16 protein-coding genes are annotated in these 20811 nt (G+C 50.1%); 11 read left to right on the top strand and 5 right to left on the bottom strand.

The genetic code is table 11. The features are described from left to right. Nucleotides 1-208: 208 nt before the first annotated feature. The 6 genes from JOE45_RS05845 to gyrA all read left to right on the top strand — a co-directional run bounded on the left by JOE45_RS05845 (nucleotide 209) and on the right by gyrA (nucleotide 9465). Entirely contained in the window at nucleotides 209-1627 is a 1419-nt protein-coding gene (locus tag JOE45_RS05845; RefSeq protein WP_210021090.1) for a M23 family metallopeptidase, read from the top strand. Nucleotides 1628-1951: 324 nt separating this feature from the next. Next, a complete protein-coding gene (locus tag JOE45_RS05840) occupies nucleotides 1952-2887 on the top strand; it encodes a GDSL-type esterase/lipase family protein (protein ID WP_210021091.1) in 936 nt (311 codons plus the stop codon). A 23-nt stretch (nucleotides 2888-2910) separates the two neighbouring features. After that, entirely contained in the window at nucleotides 2911-3915 is a 1005-nt protein-coding gene (locus JOE45_RS05835) for an ABC transporter ATP-binding protein (RefSeq protein ID WP_210021092.1), read from the top strand. Continuing rightward, complete coding sequence (locus tag JOE45_RS05830; protein WP_210021093.1) at nucleotides 3908-4900, top strand: ABC transporter permease; 993 nt, start codon at nucleotides 3908-3910, stop codon at nucleotides 4898-4900. The genes JOE45_RS05835 and JOE45_RS05830 overlap by 8 nt, the downstream gene beginning before the upstream one ends. A gap of 62 nt (nucleotides 4901-4962) precedes the next feature. Beyond that, nucleotides 4963-6933, top strand: a complete 1971-nt coding sequence (parE, locus tag JOE45_RS05825) for a DNA topoisomerase IV subunit B (RefSeq protein WP_210021094.1) — start codon at nucleotides 4963-4965, stop codon at nucleotides 6931-6933. A 96-nt stretch (nucleotides 6934-7029) separates the two neighbouring features. Then, entirely contained in the window at nucleotides 7030-9465 is a 2436-nt protein-coding gene (gyrA, locus tag JOE45_RS05820; protein ID WP_210021095.1) for a DNA gyrase subunit A, read from the top strand. Between the two features lie 3 nt (nucleotides 9466-9468). Here the strand turns inward: gyrA and JOE45_RS05815 are convergent, their stop codons facing one another. Continuing rightward, the gene (locus JOE45_RS05815) at nucleotides 9469-9636 is read right to left on the bottom strand and encodes a hypothetical protein (RefSeq protein WP_210021096.1); all 168 of its coding nucleotides are present in this window, start codon (nucleotides 9634-9636) and stop codon (nucleotides 9469-9471) included. Between the two features lie 193 nt (nucleotides 9637-9829). On the opposite strand from JOE45_RS05815, the gene JOE45_RS05810 reads away from it, so the two are divergent. After that, on the top strand, nucleotides 9830-10249 hold the full coding sequence (locus JOE45_RS05810) for a MarR family winged helix-turn-helix transcriptional regulator (protein WP_210021097.1): 420 nt from the start codon (nucleotides 9830-9832) through the stop codon (nucleotides 10247-10249). A 99-nt stretch (nucleotides 10250-10348) separates the two neighbouring features. Here JOE45_RS05810 and JOE45_RS05805 read toward each other — a convergent pair whose 3' ends face one another. The 3 genes from JOE45_RS05805 to JOE45_RS05795 form a co-directional block, all read right to left on the bottom strand. Beyond that, nucleotides 10349-11038: an RluA family pseudouridine synthase gene (locus JOE45_RS05805; protein WP_210021098.1), complete on the bottom strand. Its 690-nt coding sequence runs from the start codon at nucleotides 11036-11038 to the stop codon at nucleotides 10349-10351. Nucleotides 11039-11041: 3 nt separating this feature from the next. Further along, the gene (locus tag JOE45_RS05800; RefSeq protein ID WP_210021099.1) at nucleotides 11042-11905 is read right to left on the bottom strand and encodes a class I SAM-dependent methyltransferase; all 864 of its coding nucleotides are present in this window, start codon (nucleotides 11903-11905) and stop codon (nucleotides 11042-11044) included. A 150-nt stretch (nucleotides 11906-12055) separates the two neighbouring features. Then, nucleotides 12056-12859 carry a peptidylprolyl isomerase gene (locus JOE45_RS05795; protein WP_245246674.1) on the bottom strand — a complete coding sequence of 268 codons (804 nt, stop codon included), beginning with the start codon at nucleotides 12857-12859 and terminating at the stop codon, nucleotides 12056-12058. 244 nt (nucleotides 12860-13103) lie between these two features. Here JOE45_RS05795 and glgB point away from each other — a divergent pair, with 244 nt between their 5' ends. The 4 genes from glgB to glgA all read left to right on the top strand — a co-directional run bounded on the left by glgB (nucleotide 13104) and on the right by glgA (nucleotide 18890). Further along, nucleotides 13104-15044 carry a 1,4-alpha-glucan branching protein GlgB gene (gene glgB, locus JOE45_RS05790; RefSeq protein ID WP_210023398.1) on the top strand — a complete coding sequence of 647 codons (1941 nt, stop codon included), beginning with the start codon at nucleotides 13104-13106 and terminating at the stop codon, nucleotides 15042-15044. Continuing rightward, nucleotides 15037-16203 carry a glucose-1-phosphate adenylyltransferase gene (locus tag JOE45_RS05785; RefSeq protein ID WP_210021100.1) on the top strand — a complete coding sequence of 389 codons (1167 nt, stop codon included), beginning with the start codon at nucleotides 15037-15039 and terminating at the stop codon, nucleotides 16201-16203. Before glgB ends, JOE45_RS05785 begins: the two co-directional genes overlap by 8 nt. 15 nt (nucleotides 16204-16218) lie before the next feature. After that, nucleotides 16219-17319: a glucose-1-phosphate adenylyltransferase subunit GlgD gene (gene glgD, locus JOE45_RS05780; RefSeq protein WP_210023399.1), complete on the top strand. Its 1101-nt coding sequence runs from the start codon at nucleotides 16219-16221 to the stop codon at nucleotides 17317-17319. A gap of 143 nt (nucleotides 17320-17462) precedes the next feature. Beyond that, complete coding sequence (gene glgA, locus JOE45_RS05775; RefSeq protein WP_210021101.1) at nucleotides 17463-18890, top strand: glycogen synthase GlgA; 1428 nt, start codon at nucleotides 17463-17465, stop codon at nucleotides 18888-18890. A gap of 137 nt (nucleotides 18891-19027) precedes the next feature. Here the strand turns inward: glgA and JOE45_RS05770 are convergent, their stop codons facing one another. Then, nucleotides 19028-20584 carry an ABC-F family ATP-binding cassette domain-containing protein gene (locus JOE45_RS05770; RefSeq protein ID WP_210021102.1) on the bottom strand — a complete coding sequence of 519 codons (1557 nt, stop codon included), beginning with the start codon at nucleotides 20582-20584 and terminating at the stop codon, nucleotides 19028-19030. Nucleotides 20585-20811 lie beyond the last annotated feature (227 nt).

Genomic DNA, 20811 nt, shown 5'->3' with positions numbered 1-20811 from the left:
CAGGGCTGTCCATTCGTGGACAGCCTATTTTATATGGTTTAGTATGCCTTGGCAAGCCTCCCTAATTCCTGAATGTAAGCGGGATTTAGGGAGGTTTTTTGTTTTCTTGTCTTATCTCGGCATGAACGACATATATATGGTGAGGGCATCTAACTTTCTGGAAGCTATTTACATAACCCGTAAAACCGTATCAAGGGGGTAAAAGACATTGAAGAACCGCACGAGCGCAAGGAGAAGGACGCTGGCTTTCATTCAATGGTTTACAGCCTTTGCTGTGATTGTGGTTGTCGTGATTTCGGGCCGATGGTTTGTAAAAGCCCAAACCGTGGTCCTATACGATGTTTTCTTGGACGACCAATTGGTGGGTACGGTGTCCGATGCCGAAGTGGTCAAGCGCTGGAAGGCGGATCGCTATGAGGAAGCAATGCAGCGGCACTCTTATTACCGGGTTACTTCGAATCTGGAGCGGCTTCGCTTTGAGGATAACAAGAAGTTACGTGGAGTGTATGACGATAATGCCGTCCTGGCCGCGTTGAACGAACAAATCATATTTTCTTATTTTGCAGTAGAAATTCGGATTGACGGAAGAACAGTCGGTATTGTAAAGGATCCCATGACGGCAACCGCACTATTGGACCAGGTGAAGGCGCCTTATACAGCATCAATCAAGCGGAAGGAGGTCACTGCTCTGTCCGAGGGTCGAGAAAAGAGGACAGCGTCCGAAGTGCGGACAACCGCCGAATTTTTGCAAAAGGTGGAGCTGGTGGAAACAGCCGTGATACCGGGTGAAGTGGAAGCTTTCGAGGCCGTGTTGGACCGGATTGTAAACGGTGATGTTCAGCCTATGGAATATACGGTGCAAAGCGGGGATTGCATCTCGATTATCGCGCAAAGGTATGGGATTTCTTCAAATAGGATTCGAGCGAACAATCCGGGTGTTAAAAATGATCTCATTCGCATCGGCCAAAAGCTGGCCCTGACGGTAAAGCAGCCTTTGCTTACCGTAGTAACGACCGAGACGCGGACGGAACAAGTGAAGGTACCTAGCGGAATAAAATATGAGAAGGACAATGAGCTCAAAGCCGGCGTCATTCAGATTGTATCGAGCGGCAAGCCTGGGTTAAAGCAGGTGTCTTACCAAACGATCCGCGTGAACGGTGAGCAAACGGAAGAAAAAATGATCGGTGAGGCGCTGATCGAGGCGCCAGTGCAAAGCATCGTTCGGCAGGGAACGAAAGTGATCCCCGGATCAGGGACAGGGAAATTCGCCATGCCGGTGCTTAGCGCCAAAGTGAGCAGCGAATTTGGTCTTCGATGGGGCAGAAATCATAACGGTACCGATTTCGTGTCCGATCAGCGGGGGATTTTGGCTTCCGACAACGGTAAGGTCGTATTCGCCGGCTGGAAATCAGGCTATGGGAACTGTATTATCATTGATCACGGCAACGGGTTCGAAACGTTGTATGGACATCTAAGCAAGCTGGGGGTCCGTGAGGGCGAAGTCGTTAAAAAAGGTGAAAAAATCGGCAGCATGGGCAGCACAGGCAATTCTACGGGTGTCCATTTGCATTTTGAAATTATCAAAAACGGCCGGCAGCAAAATCCAATGAAATATTTTAGCTTATAACGGTCCGCTCTTCGTCCGGTCCGTCATATTTGATTGGTTTTTGACGGACTGCTTCGGCGGTATTGGTTTAATTTAATCCCTCGTTATTTCCTCACTCAACCACCATGATCCTTTGAACCAAACCTTATACAAATGTTATACGAATTACTTTGAGCTTATGCTGCAATAGTTGAAGCAATGCTTGTGCAATCGTTTGCGTACAAGCTTATTTGTTTTGGGCTTGAACCGAATTGAAACTGGACATATGTTTGCAAATCAGGGCACAAACCGCTACTCTAAAAAGGGATGTAACTTGATTTTAAAGAAAGAAATGGGGGAGAGCAGGTGAAATCATCACGATGGATATGGCGTACGATTGGGTTGTCGGCGCTGGTGTCCACGATGCTGTGTGTAGTGGGATTCGCATATGCCGTGAACCAGATCATGTTTCCTAAGCCTGTCGTATTGGGGAATACAGGGGAGGTTTCTCAGCCCGCAGAGCAGCAGCCGAAGCAGGATACTTGGGCAGCGAAAGAGCAGATTCGCATCGTCGCTCTGGGGGATTCATTAACGGCGGGGACCGGAGATTTGACGGGCAAGGGATACGTCGGACAAGTGAGGGACAAGCTGGAGCAGCAGATGATCAAACCGGTATTCGTTTATAATAACTTTGCCATCCCCGGCTTCCGCACGTACGATTTGTTGAAAGATTGGGATGGTAAAAAAGAGGACTTGGAGAAAGCTCTTGGCGAAGCCGACCTGGTGCTGCTGACGATTGGCGGCAACGATTTATTTGAGGGCGGAGCGGATATTTTCGATACACAAGGCGAAGAGGGAGCACAAGGCGCGTCTGCATCGCAAGCCATTGCGGATTCGTCTCAAGGCTCCGATGGGACAAGCCCGCAAAGCTCCCAAGGGACACCGGATACAGGAGAAGGCTTCAACCCGGCAGCAGCAGCGCAGCGGATTCCGGAAGCGCTGAATCGACTAGAACAGGTGTTTGACCGGGTTAGCAAGGCAAGCCCCGGTGCGAGAATCATGTACGTGGGCTTGTATCATCCGTTCCTGGGTCTGGACCCCAATCGGGCAGGGTCTCCGGTGATTCAAGGCTGGAACACGGCCGCTTTCGAACTGGCCAGCCGTCATCCGAATATTACGGTCGTGCCGACCTATGATTTGTTCGAGCTGAATTTGAATAAATACTTATATAGCGATCATTTTCATCCGAATCAGGAAGGTTATGAACGGATTGCGGAGCGGATTGTTGATATATTGAAATAAAAAGCAAGGGGGAGGTTGAGGCTATGTCGCTGGTCAACTCACAAGAAACAGCACAAACCAAAGGAAGAGACGCTCAGGTTGTTTTGTCTGTAAATGACGTGAAGAAGAAAATCGGCAAACGCCTGATAATTAAAGGTATTTCGTTTGAAGTGTACGCCGGTGAAATTTTCGGATTTCTTGGTCCGAACGGCTCAGGAAAGACGACAACGATCCGTATGCTGGTCGATTTGATCCGTCCTACGGAAGGCTCAATCCAAATATGCGGTTATGATGTGCAGAAGGAACATAACGAGGCGCTTCAGTACATCGGTTGTATCGTGGAAAACCCTGAGCTGTACGGGTATTTGAGCGGATGGGAGAACCTGGAACATTTTGCCCGCATGCTCCCTGGAATTACTGAGAAACGGATTTATGAGGTCGTCGAAATCGTCGGGATGGACCGACGTATTCATGACAAGGTGAAGACCTATTCTCTTGGGATGAGACAGCGTCTGGGCATTGCTCAAGCGCTCTTGAACAATCCAAAGCTGTTGATCCTGGACGAGCCCACCAACGGTCTTGATCCCCAAGGCATCAAGGAGCTGCGTGAGTTTATCCGGAAGCTGGCGAATTCAGGTCTTAGTCTTTTTATATCGAGCCATTTGCTTAGCGAAATTCAACAGATGTGCGACCGCGTAGCCATTATCAGTCAAGGAGAGGTGATTAAGGTCGGTGAGGTGTCGGCGTTAGTGGACCAGTCGACCAGCACGGTCGTTTGGAGCGTTACTCCTGTGGAGAGGGCGCTGGATATCTTGAAGGCTGAGCCCGAGGTGGTGGTCAATACCAATGAGGACAAAGATCCGGGAGCAGCCCAATCCGGTACAGGAGTACCCGTGCCTCGGATCATAACGCAATTGAATCCCGATGCGATACCGGAGCTGTCGCGGCGCATAGTGGAAGCGGGGGTGCAGCTGTACGGTATTGAGATCAAAAATCCTACGCTGGAGGATTTATTTTTGAAGCTGACGGAGGGGGAGCGCATTGGTTAGCTTGTATCCGCTTGTAAAGAACGAGTGTATCAAAATCGTTATGAAGAAGAGACTGCTGGTCGTGCTGCTCATTCTTGCTGCGATCATTCCGATGTTTACCTACGCACAGATGAAAGTAACTCAAAACAACCTAAAGCAGTTTGGAACAAACGACTGGCGTGCGGAGCAGCGTCAAAAAATTGTTGATTATACACGTAGCCTTGGGAGCAACCGTATGCCTGAGGAGTGGAAGCAGTGGCGCCGGGTCGAAGTCATGCTGGCGCAATATTACTTGGATAAAGATGTGAATCCGGCTTCGCCGAACGGGGTAACCTTTACAAGAGAGTTCGTGAAAAATGCGGTTGGTCTGTTCATCCCGCTCATGGTGATGGTGATTGCAGCCGATTTGGTGTCAGGCGAACACACCTCCGGAACGATCAAGCTGCTGCTGACAAGGCCCGTCGGGCGGTGGAAAATACTGCTTAGCAAGCTGATTACCTTGATATTGTTCACTTCAATTATCGTCATTGCGACCGGACTGCTTGCGTATCTCATATCCGGTGCGGTCTTCGGTTACGGAGGATGGGATATGCCCGTCTTTTTCGGATTTCAGCTGTCGGGAACCGAGGTTGATTTCTCTTTAGTCCGCCCGGTCGAGCAGTGGCTATATCTGATCATGCAGTTCGGGCTGGTCTGGTATTCCGCGCTAATTGTGGCCTTGATGACGCTGATGGTATCCGTAATATTCCGCAGCACGGCAGCAGGGATGGGTATCATGCTGGCGGTGCTGATCTCAGGAACGATTCTGAGCAACATGGTGTCCTCGTGGGAAACGGCAAAATATTTTTTCATGGTGAATTTGGAGCTTACCGATTATTTAGCTGGTGCACTTCCGCCCATCAAAGGCATGGATTTGCCGTTTTCCTTAGCCGTCTTGACGGTATGGGGTCTGGTATCCGTTCTTGTATCTTTTGTGGTGTTCACGAAAAAAGATGTATTGAACTAATCCGTTCAAATGTTATAATGCATGTTAGCTGAATGGAGACAAAAGGTGTGTAGGAGGCTTCAATGGCGGAACAACTAGATATCTTTGGAAATGGAGCAGCGCCGGCGGATTACGGTGCGGACGATATTCAGGTGCTCGAGGGACTTGTGGCGGTGCGTAAACGGCCGGGAATGTATATCGGCAGCACTAGCTCATCGGGTTTGCATCACTTGATCTGGGAGATCGTGGACAATGCGGTAGACGAGCATCTGGCCAAATATTGTTCGCAGATCGATGTCATCATTCATAAGGATCAATCGGTGACGGTACAGGATAACGGCCGCGGCATACCGACCGGCATGCACAAAACAGGCATCCCCACACCGCAAGTGGTGTTTACGATTCTACATGCGGGTGGCAAGTTCGGAGGCGGAGGGTACAAAAAATCCGGCGGTTTACACGGCGTCGGTGCATCCGTCACGAATGCGCTGTCCGAGTGGCTGGAAGTGGAAATTTACCGCGAAGGCAAAACTCACCGTCAGCGGTTCGAATACTGGGTGGACAAGCAGGGCAAAGAGCATGTCGGGGAACCGGTCACCGGACTTGAAGTAACCGGCACAACCCGTAAAAACGGCACGAAGGTAACATTCAAGCCGGACAAACGCGTTTTTCAAGGCGGTATCACAGTCAATTATGATACGCTTTATGAGCGCTTACAGGAAATCGCGTTCCTGAATTCGGGACTCAAGGTCACGGTGATAGATGAACGCGCGGGAAAGCAGGAGACATTCCAATACGAAGGCGGCGCCAGTCAATTCGTCCAATTTTTGAATGAAGACAAAGTGGTGCTGCACGACGTGATTCATTTTGCTCAGGAAAAAGACGAAATCGAGGTCGAGGTAGCCCTTCAGTACAACGACGGCTACACCGAAACGCTTGTTTCGTTCGTGAACTCCATACCTACCCGCGGCGGCGGAACGCATGAGACCGGCTTTAAAACTGCGTACACTCGTGTGATGAACGACTATGCCCGCAAGAACGGCATGCTGAAGGAAAAAGAAAAAAATCTGGATGGACAAGACCTGCGCGAAGGCATGATGGTGGTCATTAACATCAAGATGGGCGAGGTCGAATTCGTAGGTCAGACGAAAGACCAGCTCGGGAGTTCTTCGGCTCGCAGTGCAGTCGATTCGGTCGTTTCCGACAAAATGGCTGTATTCCTGGAGGAGAATCCACAGGTTGCGCAGTTGATCATGAAGAAGGCGATTCAATCGGCAAGAGCCCGCGATGCGGCGCGCAAAGCCCGTGAGGAAATCCGCAGCGGCAAGAAGGGTAAGAGTGAAAGCTCCAATCTTGGAGGCAAGCTTACGCCTGCGCAGTCGAAGGATTACACTCGCAACGAGCTGTTCATCGTCGAGGGCGATTCGGCCGGCGGTTCGGCCAAGCAGGGCCGAGATTCCCGGCATCAGGCTATCCTGCCGTTGAAAGGTAAACCGATGAATCCGGAAAAAGCCAAGCTTCTCGATATTATGAAAAACGATGAATATAAGGCCATTATTGCAGCGATCGGAGCAGGAGTCGGTCCGGAGTTCGATGTAACAGAAAGCAATTATGCCAAAATCATCATTATGACCGATGCTGACACGGACGGCGCACATATCCAAGTGCTGCTGTTGACGTTCTTTTATCGTTATATGAAGCCGCTAATCGACGCTGGAAAAGTCTACTTAGCCCAGCCGCCGCTGTATAAGGTGACCAAAAAGGCAGGCAAAGCAAGCACGGTGCGCTATGCGTGGACCGATGAGCAACTTCAGACATTAATCAAGGAGCTCGGCAAGAACCTAGAGCTGCAGCGTTACAAAGGTCTTGGCGAGATGAATCCCGATCAGCTGTGGGAGACGACGATGGATCCGGCTACACGCACGCTCCTGCAAGTGCAGATTGATGATGCAGCCAAAGCCGAACGTCGTGTATCTACGCTGATGGGGGATAAAGTGGACCCGCGCAAGCGCTGGATTATCGAGAACGTGGATTTCACGGAATTTGAAGAATAAAGCGGCTGTATTGCTCCGCAACACTAAAGCTTTAGTGAAGTCGGAACGATATGGACATGATGAAAATATATTATCTGGGTAGACGGGGGGCCTTCTGTGAGCATACTCGAAAACTTTTTACCGGCCTTTCTGGAAGAAGTTGTAGGCGACCGGTTCGGCAGGTATTCCAAATACATTATTCAAGACCGGGCGATTCCGGATGTGCGCGACGGGCTGAAGCCGGTTCAGCGGCGGATTCTTTACTCCATGTACGATGCGGGTAACACTCCGGACAAACCATACCGCAAATCGGCCAAAACTGTTGGTGACGTTATGGGTAACTACCATCCGCACGGGGATTCATCGATTTACGAGGGCATGGTGCGCATGGCGCAGCCTTGGAAAATGGGGCATGTGCTGGTCGACGGCCATGGTAACTGGGGCTCGCAGGATGACGATCCGGCTGCTGCGATGCGTTATACGGAAGCGCGTCTGTCCGAAATCGCGATGGAGCTGCTGCGAGATATTGAAAAGCGTACGGTACAGTTCAAAGATAACTTCGATAATACGACGAAGGAGCCGGTTGTGCTGCCTTCGCGTTATCCTAACCTGCTTGTGAATGGTGTAAGCGGGATCTCATCCGGTTTTGCAACTGAGATTCCTCCGCACAATCTGCGCGAGGTGATCGATGCTTGCATTGCGCTGATCGACCAACCGGACATTACGCTGGAGGACTTGATGGGCGTCGTCAAAGGGCCCGATTTTCCAACCGGCGGTATTATTATGGGCTTGGAGGGTATCCGCGATGCGTATCGGACCGGTAAGGGCCGCATTTATGTAAGGGCGCGTACATCGATCGAAGAGGTGCGCGGCGGACGCCAGCAGATCGTTATTACGGAAATTCCTTATCAAGTAGTCAAATCCCGACTTGTCACCGCTATGGAAAACATCCGCCTGGAGAAAAAAATCGAAGGCATCTCGGAAGTCCGTGACGAAAGCGGCCGGCAGGGTCTGAGGATCGTTGTTGATCTGAAGAAGGATGCGGATGCGCAGGGAGTTTTAGCCTATTTGCTGAAAAAGACGGATTTACAAGTCACTTACAACTTTAATATGGTTGCGATTGTAAACAAGACACCAAAGCAGCTCGGCTTAAGGGAAATGCTGGTGGCTTACATTAAGCACCAGAAAGAAGTGGTTACACACCGTTCCCAGTACGATCTGGAGAAAGCGGCAGACCGCGCCCACGTGCTCGAAGGATTGGTTAAGGCGCTGAATATCCTGGACGAGGTCATCGCTGCGATCAAAGCCTCGAAGAACCGTCAAGACGCGCAAAACAATCTGGTAGAAAAATTCGGCTTCACAGAACGCCAGGCGGATGCTATTCTGACACTGCAGTTGTACCGTCTGACGAATTTGGAGATTCATTCGCTGGAGAAAGAGCTCCATGAAGTGCAGAAAACGATAGCGTATCTGCAAGGAATTCTAGGGAGCGAGAAAAAGCTTCTGGGCGTTATAAAGCAGGAGATTACACAAATCCACGATAAATACGGCATCAACCGCCGTTCCAATATTCAGGACGAAGTGGAAGAGCTGAAGGTAAATCTAGAGGTCATGGTGACCGCCGAGGATGTATTCGTTACGCTTTCGAACGAAGGATACATCAAGCGCACCGGGAAGCTCTCCTTCATCCGTTCCGGTGGAGAGATTGACAAAACCGGGCTGAAGGAAGGCGATTACCTTCGCAGCTTGCTTGATGTCAATACACTGGAGAATCTGCTGATTTTCACACAAAAGGGCCAATACTATCTGCTTCCGGTGCATCAAATACCGGAGTACAAGTGGAAGGAAAACGGTACGGCCATCGTGAATGTGATCCCGATTCCGAAGGATGACCGGATCGTTCACGTTCTTCCCGTGAAGGACTTCGAAGCGGCGGGCAAATCTCTCGTATTCATTACGCGAAGAGGGCAAGTGAAGCGGACGGAGCTGAAAGAGTACGCAACGAACCGCTCCATCGGCATCGTAGCTTGCAAGGTCGGGGAACAGGATGCGGTGCTGGATGTCAAGCTGAGCAGCGGCTCCAAGGAGCTTCTGCTTGTGACGCGGCTCGGGATGGCAATCCGCTTCAAGGAAGACGAAGTCAACCCGATGGGGCGCGCCGCAGGCGGCGTTCGCGGGATTCAACTGAAGGAAGCCGACGAAGTGGTCTCCGCTGAGTGGCTGGACGGGGATGAAGGAGAAGTATTGGTCGTATCCGACATGGGCTACGCCAAACGTTCGCTGGTGGTCGATTATCCCGTACAGGGCCGCGGCGGCAAGGGAATTTTCACGTTTGAATTTAAAGAAGGTAAACGGGTGAAGCCGAATGGCACAGGAATTCGCGGTGCATTCGTCGTGAAAGAACCGTTCGACGTGACCGCGGTATTGAGCACTGGCGAGAGAGCCGACTTCTCGACAGAGCAAGCGCCGATTGAGGAACGCAAGTCTGTCGGTAAGCAGGTTATTCCGCTGAGCAAGAGCGATAGTATCAGTGTGCTTCTCAAGTTTACCTAATCCTTAATCATAACTGGAGTAGTTCGGCTCCACTTTGTCGAGCAGCTCCAGCATCATTTGCAATGCGGCCCATACCGGTATCGAATCGTCCAGCTTTTCGAGCCAGTGTGGGTCGTTAATTATGCCTTTCTTTAAAGCGTTTTCTCCGATTTGCTTCTTCCAGGCTTCCACTAATGTTCACTCCTCGTTTACACGGATTGACAAGCTCCGCCGATAGGCGAACGTCCCTTGTGCATTATATGTTGAACATCGTCAAATGGTACCTGATTTTATCGTTTTATGTCCTAAAATATTTATGGTATTAACCTTTTAAAATATAGGATCAAATGCTATAATTTAGGTAAGAAATGGTTCTACAGGAGTGATGAATGTGGTAACCCAAGAGTTTGCCAAGCTCTGGTGGAAATTGTCAAAGGATCTCAGAACGCATATGGAATCAGAGTTGGCGCCCACTTTGACGGAAGGGCAGCTAACGGTGCTAGAGCTGTTGATGTTCTCCGGACAGCAGCAAATGAAGCCCTCGGATTTCACGGATGTTTTGGCGACGACGCCGGCAGCGGTAACGACGCTTCTTGATCGAATGGAGAAAAGCGGATTGATCTTCAGGGAGCGGGACGAGAAGGACCGCCGTATTGTTTGGGTATTGGTAACAGATAAGGGGCGAAAGGAGTGCGAGCGCGGCTTGCAGATTCGTGAACGATTCTTACAGAATTATCTCAGCCGTATCTCGTCACATAACCAGCAGCTTCTCATTTATCTGCTCGGTAAAGTGGCCAACGCTTAACGTTTATGCTTATTAAAGGAGAAGACCTCCCTTATGGCTTGAGGGCCGGGAGGTCTGATGCTCTTGGTTGTTCCTTGTACCTTATTCGCAGCCTTTTTTTCAGAGGTGCCACAAGTTCCAGGGATATGCTTTAGGAGGATGGGAAGAAAAGCTCAGGGATTCCTTGGTCACTGGGTGCTCGAAGCCGAGCAGAGTAGACCACAGCGCGATTTGCTGTCCCTGCTGGGCCGAGCGGCCTCCGTACCGTTGATCGCCAACCAGAGGACAGCCAATCTCCGCAAATTGCACCCGGATTTGGTGGGGGCGTCCGGTGTGCAGCTTGACCTGTACAAGTGACAGCCCGTCCTGATGGCCGAGCACCCGGTAGTCCAGAATCGCTTCTTTTGCACCGGGATTCGACTGAGGAACGACAGCTACCCTATTCGTCTTCGTATCCTTCAACAAATGGTGCTTTAGCGTTCCCTGTGGTTGAGCAGGACGATTGTGAAGAACGGCCGTATACTCCTTGCGGATAGAGCGTGTGCGAACCGCATCGGAGAGCCGCGACGCCGCTTTGGAGGTTTTGGCGAATACCATGACGCCGCCGACCGGACGGTCCAGCCGGTGGACCAGCCCGAGGAACACGTTGCCGGGCTTTTGATGACGCTCCTTCAGATCGGCCTTAATCAGCGTGAGCATATCGGGATCCCTGGAATCATCCTCCTGAGTAGGTACGTTCGGCGGCTTGATCACAACGATAACATGATTATCTTCGTACAGCACGTGAATGGGATGAGAAGCGCCGGACATTCGTTACGCCTCCCAACGCCCCAGAATACCGCAAGGAAGCGTAAGCTTGGAGGCTGTAATCGGCAGGCCAATCTCTCCACAGGATATTGTTCCTCCGTATGTACGTCCGAGAGATAGCGTCAAAATGTTATTGAGCACGGTAGCCGAGATGCCTGTCGTGTAAGAATTGATCAGGAAAAACAATGGCTTGTCCGTCAATATGCTCATGCATGTTTCTACAAAAGGGTAAAGGTTCGTTTCGAGCTTCCATGTCTCGCCGTTTGGACCCCGACCATATGAAGGAGGATCCATGATGATGGCGTCGTATTTGCTTCCTCGCCGCTGTTCCCGCTGCACGAACTTGAATACGTCATCGGTGATGAAGCGAACCGGACGCTGGCCGAGGCCGGAGAGCTCTAAATTTTCTTTAGCCCACTGCACGACGCCTTTGGATGCGTCGACATGACATACTTCAGCCCCTGCTGAAGCGCACGCGACCGACGCGCCACCGGTATAGGCAAATAAATTCAAGACGCGAATCGGTCTGTCGGCGCTGCGGATCTTATCCATCATCCAGCTCCAGTTTACCGCTTGCTCGGGAAATAACCCGGTGTGCTTGAAGCTCGTAGGTTTGATGTGAAAGGAAAGTCCTTGATAAGAAATCGTCCAGCGCTCGGGAATGTCCTTATTGTAATCCCAGCCGCCGCCGCCGCTGGAACTGCGGTGATAGTGAGCGTCCGCACTCCGCCAAATACCGGCTTCCTTGGAAAATGGCCATATAATTTGCGGGTCGGGACGTCTTAGAACAATGCTGCCCCACCGTTCCAGCTTTTCACCGCCGCCGGTATCGATAAGCTCGTAATCTTTCCAATCTTGTGCTGCATACATAAATAGCGACCATCCTTTGTCCTTGTTCTATTGCTGAAGCGGCCGAAGCCGTTATCCTTACCACATTCTACACGATTCGGGCGGCCGAATCCATCGGGTGGCGAAAAAGGAAAGGACCGGCACCTTTCTCGGGCCCGATCCTTCTACGAATTACTCTTTACGGAGGTCGAATCTCTCAATGAGCTTAGGGAGTTCACTGTTCATGAACGTCTCGTAGGCTTGATTTACAAACTCATATTTCAGCTCTTTTTTTACTTGCTCGAACGTGAGGGTGGACCGGCCTTCCACACGGATGACATGATATCCGTAATCGGTTTCCACGGGGTCACTCAAGTGGTTCAATTGGAGCTCCAAGACCGCGTTTTTGAACGGCTCGACCCAAATCGAGACGAATTCGTTATCATAAAGTCCGCCTTCCTCTTTGGATCCTGCATCTTCCGAAAATTGCCTTGCGAGGGTGGCAAAATCTTCACCATTCTTAAGCTTGGATTGAATTTCCAGTGCTTTCTTCTTCGCTTCTTCCTTGGTTCGTGCTTGGCCTGCGGCATCCTCGAAGCCGATCAGGATATGCCTTACGGTTGCTCTTACAAATTCAGCCGGATATGCTGCCAGCTTGGCATCGTAAACGGGTTTTAACTTTTCGTCAGAGGCTTCCGCCATCAGATACTTCTCTGCGCCGATGACTTGTATAAGATAATGCCGAAGGTCTTGAACGCTCAAACCTTCCTTGCTCAGCAGCTCTTCCAGTTCTTCGGCACCGAACTGCTGCTTCAGCCATACGTACTGTTCGTTTACAGACGATTCTACGGGCACATACGTGGTGCCATTATAGATGAATCCTTCCCCCTGTTCGGCAGTCGGTTTTTTTTCTATACCGTCAAACATATATTTGAGCTTGTTGAAATATACTTCAATTTGGGTTCCGCTTGCGTAAGCGACCGAACCGGTAAGCATGACGCCCAGTCACATGCCGAGCATCAAGCCTTTAGCTTGTCGTTCATGATCTATTCCATCCTCTCAAGGACTAAGTATGCTAATGAATTCCACAGGGGCTGGAGAATTCCTTTTTCTGCAAACAGAGCCTTCCAATTTCATATAATTAATGAATAATTTGCAAAAGCCTGAAAGGATTTTATTCAAAAGTGTAGTATTTGTGTAATAGGACACAAACCACTCGAAAGGGGATGTATGAATAGTGATGAGCTTAATCCCCGGTCCGGAGGATTTGTATTTATTCCATGAGGGTAATTTATTTCGGAGCTATCGCATGCTCGGAGCCCATTTGACGATGCAGGATGGAATTACTGGGGTACGCTTCGCTGTGTGGGCGCCGCATGCTCGAGAGGTAAGAGTGATTGGCGATTTTAATTTTTGGGACAGCTCCAAGCACATCATGCAAAAAATCAGCACATGGGGCGTATGGTCTTTATTCGTTCCTGCTGCCAATGAAGGGGATTATTACAAGTACGAAATTGTCACCGCGGAAGGGACGATGCTGCAAAAAGCCGACCCATACGCATTCTGGTCAGAAGTGAAGCCGGGAACCGCATCCCGTATCGCTTCCCTCGAAGGGTACGAGTGGGCGGATCAGGCATGGCGTGAAAGAAAAAAAACGGTCTCGGCCCTTCATTCTCCGATGAACATCTATGAGGTACACTTGGGTACATGGAAGAAGAAGCAGGACGGTGGCTACTATACATATCGCGAACTGGCCGAAGAGCTTGTCGATTACGTCAAAGAAATGGGCTATACCCACATCGAGCTGCTGCCGCTGGCTGAGCATCCATATGATCGGTCTTGGGGTTATCAAGCAACGGGATACTATTCGGTGACGAGTCGCTTCGGAAAACCGAAGGATTTCATGTACTTCGTTGATCGCTGCCATCAAGCAGGACTCGGGGTGATCATGGACTGGGTTCCGGGTCACTTCGTGAAGGATGACCATGGCCTTCGCCAATTCGATGGAGAGCCGCTTTATGAATACAGTGACCCTGCACGCGCCGAAAAGCCGGAGTGGGGGACCCTCTCCTTTGATTTCTCGAAGCCGGAGGTCGTCAGCTATCTCATCTCGAACGCCTTGTTCTGGATGGATGTGTATCACATAGATGGCCTGAGAGTGGATGCTGTGGCCAGTATCCTGTACCTCAACTTCGGCAAACCGTGCGAAATGTGGGTGAAGAATGCCCATGGAGGGGACGAGAACCCTGAAGCGATCGAATTCATTAAAAAATTAAACCATACCGTCTTCGCCTATAATCCGCATGCGTTAATGATGGCCGAGGATTCCACCTCCTGGCCGCTTGTAACGGCTCCTGTGCATGAGGGTGGGCTTGGTTTTAACTATAAGTGGAACATGGGTTGGATGAACGATATGTTGAAGTACATGGAGATGGATCCGTACTTCCGGGGTGGCAACCATCAATTGCTGACGTTCAGCTTTATGTACACTTTCTCTGAGAATTATGTGCTGCCGCTATCTCATGACGAAGTAGTGCACGGCAAGAAATCGCTGCTGAACAAAATGCCCGGTGATTACTGGCAGAAGTTCGCCAATCTGCGGTTGCTGTACGGCTACATGATGTCTCACCCGGGCAAAAAATTGCTTTTCATGGGAGGTGAATTTGGTCAATTCGACGAGTGGAAAGATTTAGAAGACCTCGATTGGGAGTTGCTCGGCTATGACAGCCACCTTAGCATGCGCCGCTACGTCCGGGATCTCAATCACCTGTATGTAAGGGAATCTGCTTTGTGGGAGCTCGATCATGTGCCCGAAGGGTTCGCATGGATCGATCCGCACGACCAGAAGCAGAGCGTTACCACGTTTATGCGGATGTCCCGCAATCCTGAGGATGTGCTTGTCATCGTGAGTAATTTTACCCCGATCTACCATGAGAACTATCGGATCGGCGTTCCTTATGCCGGCGAATATGTGGAATTGTTCAACAGTGATGCGGGTGAATATGGAGGCTCCGGCAAGCTGAATTCGGGCAAGCTGAAGACCGAGAATATCGCTTGGCATGACCGTTCGGACAGCCTGCATGTGTGTTTGCCGCCGCTGGCGACCGTGATTTTCAAACCGCTCGACATCAAGCGGAAGCGTTCGAGTGCAAAACGAGGAAGGGGCAGAGCCGATGCGTAAAAAAGAATGTGTTGCCATGCTGCTGGCAGGTGGCGAAGGAAGGCGTCTCGGGTTGTTGACGAACAAGCTGGCCAAGCCGGCGGTACATTTTGGGGGAAAATATCGGATAATCGACTTTACGCTGAGCAACTGCACGAACTCGGGCATCGATACCGTCGGCGTGCTGACGCAGTATCAGCCTCTTGTGCTGAATACATATATCGGCATCGGCACGCCGTGGGATCTTGACCGTAAGAATGGCGGAGTTACGGTGCTTCCGCCTTATATGGAGCAAAGCGGTGGAGATTGGTATAAGGGTACCGCGAACGCGATCTTCCGCAATGTTTCGTTTGTTGAACAATACGATCCCGAGTATGTACTGGTGATTTCGGGAGATCACATTTACAAGATGGATTACGATTTGATGCTGGATTTCCACAAGCGTCAGGGAGCGGACGCCACCATTGCCGTGATTGAGGTTAAATGGGAGGAAGCTAGCCGCTTCGGCATCATGAGCGCAGATGAGGATCAAAGGATTACCGAATTCGCCGAGAAGCCGAAGGAGCCGAAGAGCAATCTCGCATCGATGGGCATTTACATCTTCAATTGGCAGGTTTTGAAGGAGTACTTGATCAAGGATGAGGCTGATGCGGAGTCCAGTAAAGATTTCGGCAAAGATGTGATTCCCGGCATGCTGCGCGACAACATGAGGATGATGGCGTATCCTTTTACAGGGTACTGGAAGGATGTCGGTACCATTCAAAGCCTGTGGGAAGCCAATATGGATCTGCTGGAGAACGAACCCGAATTCAATCTAAACGACAGGGAATGGCGAATCTATTCGGTTAACCCGCTTCAACCCGGGCAGTATGTGGCGCCGACGGCACAGGTGCGAAGGTCGCTGGTCAATGAAGGTTGCTGCGTCTTCGGAGAAGTGGACCATTCGGTGCTGTTCTACGGTGTGGAAATCGGTGAAGGAAGTCTGATCAAGGATTCGGTCATCATGCCGAACGTCAAAATCGGCAATAACGTCAAGATCTATAAATCGATTATTGGTGAAGGAACGGTGGTGGAGAGCGGCTGCGTCATCGGAAAACCGGAAGAGGAAGGCGATCAGGACATTATTTTGATCGGCAGTAACGAGCGCATCAGCATGACTAGTACTTCGGTGAAGGGGTGATTTCGCATGAAGCGAATGATGGGCGTTGTTAATCTGGTGAACGAGCCGGATGATTTGGAGGAGCTGACCTATTCCCGCTGCGTTGCATCGGTGCCGTTCGGTTCGAGATATCGGTTGGTTGATTTTACCTTATCGAATATGGTGAACTCGGGTATTGAGAATGTAGCTGTATTCACGCAGCACAAATACCGTTCTTTGATGGACCATCTTGGTTCAGGCAAGGAATGGGATTTGGACCGGAAGCGCGGTGGACTGTTTATTTTACCGGCCATACTTCATGAAACCACTGGAATGTCCCGAGGCGATTTGTTCCAGTTTTACAGTCATCGCGACTATTTTTACCGCGGCCGTGAGGAATATGTGGTCATTTCCCGCAGCCATCTGGTATGTAATATCGACTATAATGCCGTGTTGGATTATCATCTGGAGAAGAGCGCCGATGTCACGGTTGTCTATACAAAAGCGGATATCGATGAATATGCCAAACACCGCCGTATGGCCGTTAAGGATGACGGGAAGGTGACGGTGATCGAGGATCATTCGGGACGTCTTCGAACCGATAACATCTCCATGGAGATGTATGTGATGAGTAAAGAGCTGCTGCTGGACATGGTCGAATCCTGCCTTGCTCAAGGCTATGACCATCTGGTGCGGGACGGTATTATGAAAAATATCGATAAGCTCAGCGTTTTCGGCTATTTGCACGAAGGGCATACTGGCATCGTAAACACCATTCAAAGCTATTATAAGAACAGCATGCAGCTGTTGAATCCGAAGGTATGGCGCGAGCTGTTTTTCCAGAGAAACTTAATCTACACGAAGGTCAAGGATGAGCCTCCTGCCCGATACGCAGAGAATGCTCATGCCCGCAACTCCCTCATTGCTAACGGCTGCGTGATCGAAGGCAAGGTGGAGAACAGCATATTGTTCCGTGGAGTCAAAATCCGAAAAGGCGCTTACGTCAAGAACAGCATTATCCTGCAAAACTGCGAAATCGAAGAGAATGTCATCATCGAGAATGCCATTCTGGACAAAGATGTTTTCATTAGCAGGGGCCGTGTGCTTACCGGTGACAAACAAGCACCGTTTATCGCTTCCAAAACTAAGGTTATTTAATATAAACCACCGTGTCCGGGAGGGGGGGCAGTTCCGCTTTTCACAACCCGGAGCTGCAGACGCTGCTCCATCAGGCAGCGGCGTCCAAGCAACATCGTCTGTTTCCCGGACGCGCGTAAAAAATAAAGGAGTGGTAGGAAGCCATGAAAGTGTTATTTGCCGCGTCTGAAGCCGTACCTTTTGTCAAAACGGGCGGACTTGCCGATGTGATCGGTTCGCTGCCCAAGGAACTGTCTAAGCAAGGACTCGATGTTCGTGTCATACTGCCTAAGTACGACGATATCCCTGAAAGCTTTATACAGAAGATGGAACCCGTTGCCGTATTTGATTTGCAAATGGGTTGGAGAACATTGTTTTGCGGGATTTCGAAGCTGGAGCATGAAGGCATCATTTTTTATTTTATCGATAACGAATTTTATTTCAAGCGTAAAGGCTGTTACGGATACGGTGACGATGCTGAACGTTTTGCGTTCTATTGCCGAGCGGTGATGGATTCCTTGCAGCACATTGATTTCATGCCGGACATCATCCATTGTCACGACTGGCAAGCCGGTATGATCCCTGTGCTGTACCGGGTCCACTTTAGCTACCAGCCCGAATACGCTCATATCAAAACCGTTACTACCGTGCACAACTTGAAATATCAAGGGGTTTTCGGCAAAGAGCAGTTCAATGATTACTTCGCTTTGGGGGACGAGCATCTCCATGGATATGCTCTGGAGCAGCACGGCGGAGCCAGCTTTCTTAAAGGCGGACTTCTTTACTCTGACTTCGTTACCACCGTGAGCCCGACTTATGCTGAAGAAATCCAAACGCCGTATTACGGCGAACACTTGGACAGCTTGCTTCGAAATAACAGTCACCGGATGCAAGGGATTCTAAATGGCCTGGATTATGAAGAATTCGATCCGATGACAGACCCTCATATTGAGGTTAATTACCGCGATTCGCTGGCTAAAAAACAGCAAAACAAAGTGAAGCTGCAGGAACGGCTCGGACTTCCCGTGAATAAAGAAGTACCTATGATAGCGCTGGTGACGAGGCTGGTGGATCAGAAGGGGCTTTCTCTGATCGACCGGGTGATCGGCGAACTGATGTCGCTGGATGCTCAGTGGGTCATTCTGGGCACGGGAGAGCCTCGTTTCGAGCAGCTGTTCCGCTGGGCTGCTGATGCGTTTCCGGACAAGCTGTCGGCGCAAATTTTATTTGACGAAGGACTCGCAAGACAAATTTATGCGGGTTCGGATCTCTTCTTGATGCCCTCGCTGTTCGAGCCTTGCGGCATCGGCCAACTGATCGCCATGCGTTACAGAAGCGTTCCGATCGTCCGTGAAACCGGCGGGCTCCGGGATACGGTCATCCCTTATAATGAAGAAACAGGAGAAGGGACCGGCTTCAGCTTCGCCAGCTATAATGCCCATGATATGCTGTATACCGTGGAACGGGCCGTGCGGTTGTATCGAGATCCTGCGGTTTGGTCGAATTTGATGAGCAACATCAAGAAAAAAGATTTCAGCTGGCGCAAATCGGCCCAGCAGTACGCAGGTTTATACCAAAGCCTGGCGAATTGAAGCTTAACCGTTGTAAAGAGAAGGAGGCCCCCATGGTCTTCCTTTTCGTTTGCGTTTCTATTAAATAATGTAAAATGCATGGAACAACAAAAAAACTTATCTAACCACTCTCGGTTAGATAAGCTTTTGGATACAGTTTAAAACACCTTTGTCGTCCAGGATTCACAGTTCCATGTATCTGTTACAACTTCGCGATAAAATTCGGGTTCGTGGGAAATTAGCAGGATGCTGCCTTTGTACGCCTTGAGGGCGCGCTTCAGCTCATCCTTAGCATCCACATCCAAGTGGTTGGTTGGCTCATCGAGCACGAGCAGGTTCGTTTCGCGGTTGATCAGCTTACAGAGCCGTACCTTCGCCTTCTCGCCGCCGCTAAGCACGGTAATTTTACTCTCGATATGCTTGGTCGTGAGCCCGCACTTGGCCAGCGCCGCACGCACTTCGAACTGCGAGTAAGAAGGGAACTCATTCCATATTTCATCAATGCATGTATTGTAATTGGCATCTTTCATTTCTTGCTCGAAGTAGCCGATATTCAGGTTATCTCCAAGCTTAACGGAGCCGGACAGTGCCTTGATCTCGCCTAAGATACTCCTTAGCAGCGTAGTTTTACCGATCCCGTTCGCACCCACAAGCGCGATCTTCTGACCACGTTCCATTCGGAGGTTGAGTGGTCTTGATAAGGGATTCTCATAACCGATGACAAGCTCCGCAGCTTCGAAAATCAGCTTGCCGGACGTTCTTGCCTCTTTGAAGTTGAACTGTGGCTTCGGTTTTTCCTTAGCCAGCTCGATGACATCCATTTTGTCGAGCTTCTTTTGTCTGGACATCGCCATGTTCCGCGTCGCGACACTCGCTTTGTTCCGGGCTACGAAGTCTTTCAAATCCGCAATTTCTTGCTGTTGGCGCTTGTAGGCTGATTCAAGCTGCTGTTTTTTCATTTCGTAGACCTGCTGGAAATGGTCGTAATCGCCAACATAGCGGTTTAACTCTTGATTTTCCATATGATAGATCAGGTTAATTACGCTGTTCAGGAACGGAATGTCGTGTGAGATTAAAATGAATGCATTCTCATACTCCTGAAGATAGCGCGTTAACCAGTCTATATGCTGCTCATCGAGATAGTTCGTCGGCTCGTCAAGGAGCAGGATGTCCGGTTTTTCGAGCAGCAGCTTCGCGAGCAATACCTTCGTCCGCTGTCCGCCGCTAAGGTCGTTGACGTCCTTATCTAATCCAATATCCGTAAGTCCCAGTCCACGGGCGGTTTCGTCGATCTTGGCATCGATCATGTAAAAATCTTGATTGGTTAACGTATCCTGAATCGTTCCGACATCCTCAAGCAGCTGCTCGAGCTCCTCCGGAGATACCTCGCCCATCTTAGCGTACATGTCGTTCATCTCTTGTTCCATATCGAACAGGTATTGGAAGGCTCCCTTCAGGACATCGCGGATCGTCATGCCCTTGTTTAGCACCGCATGCTGATCGAGGTATCCAACGCGCATGCGCTTGGACCATTCGATCTTGCCGTCATCCGGCTGGAGCTTGCCTGTAATGATGTTCATGAAGGTGGACTTGCCTTCGCCGTTGGCGCCGATGAGTCCGATGTGCTCGCCTTTGAGCAGGCGGAAGGATACGTCATTGAAGATAGCGCGATCTCCAAAGCCGTGGCTTAGTCGTTCTACGTTTAATATGCTCATGAATGACACCTTTTCTTTTAATCTATATTCTCGTTATATTATAAGCTTTAAGGGGCGAATAACTCAACATGGGAGAAGATGCAAAATCTCGTACCACTAGCGAGCTGATTATTGAGCTGAATAGACTTAACATTGAACCGCAGCCTGATCTTATTTTTCGGTTAACGTAATAAGGATGGGATCGCAGTATGTTTACCTGCATTACAGATTTTCCTAATGATAAGGAA

The sequence above is a fragment of the Paenibacillus sp. PvR098 genome (genome assembly GCF_017833255.1).
In the GTDB taxonomy this organism is placed as follows: Bacteria; Bacillota; Bacilli; order Paenibacillales; family NBRC-103111; genus Paenibacillus_G.
Note: the sequence above shows the minus strand (reverse complement) of the source record. Positions and strands in the feature narration are given on the sequence as shown.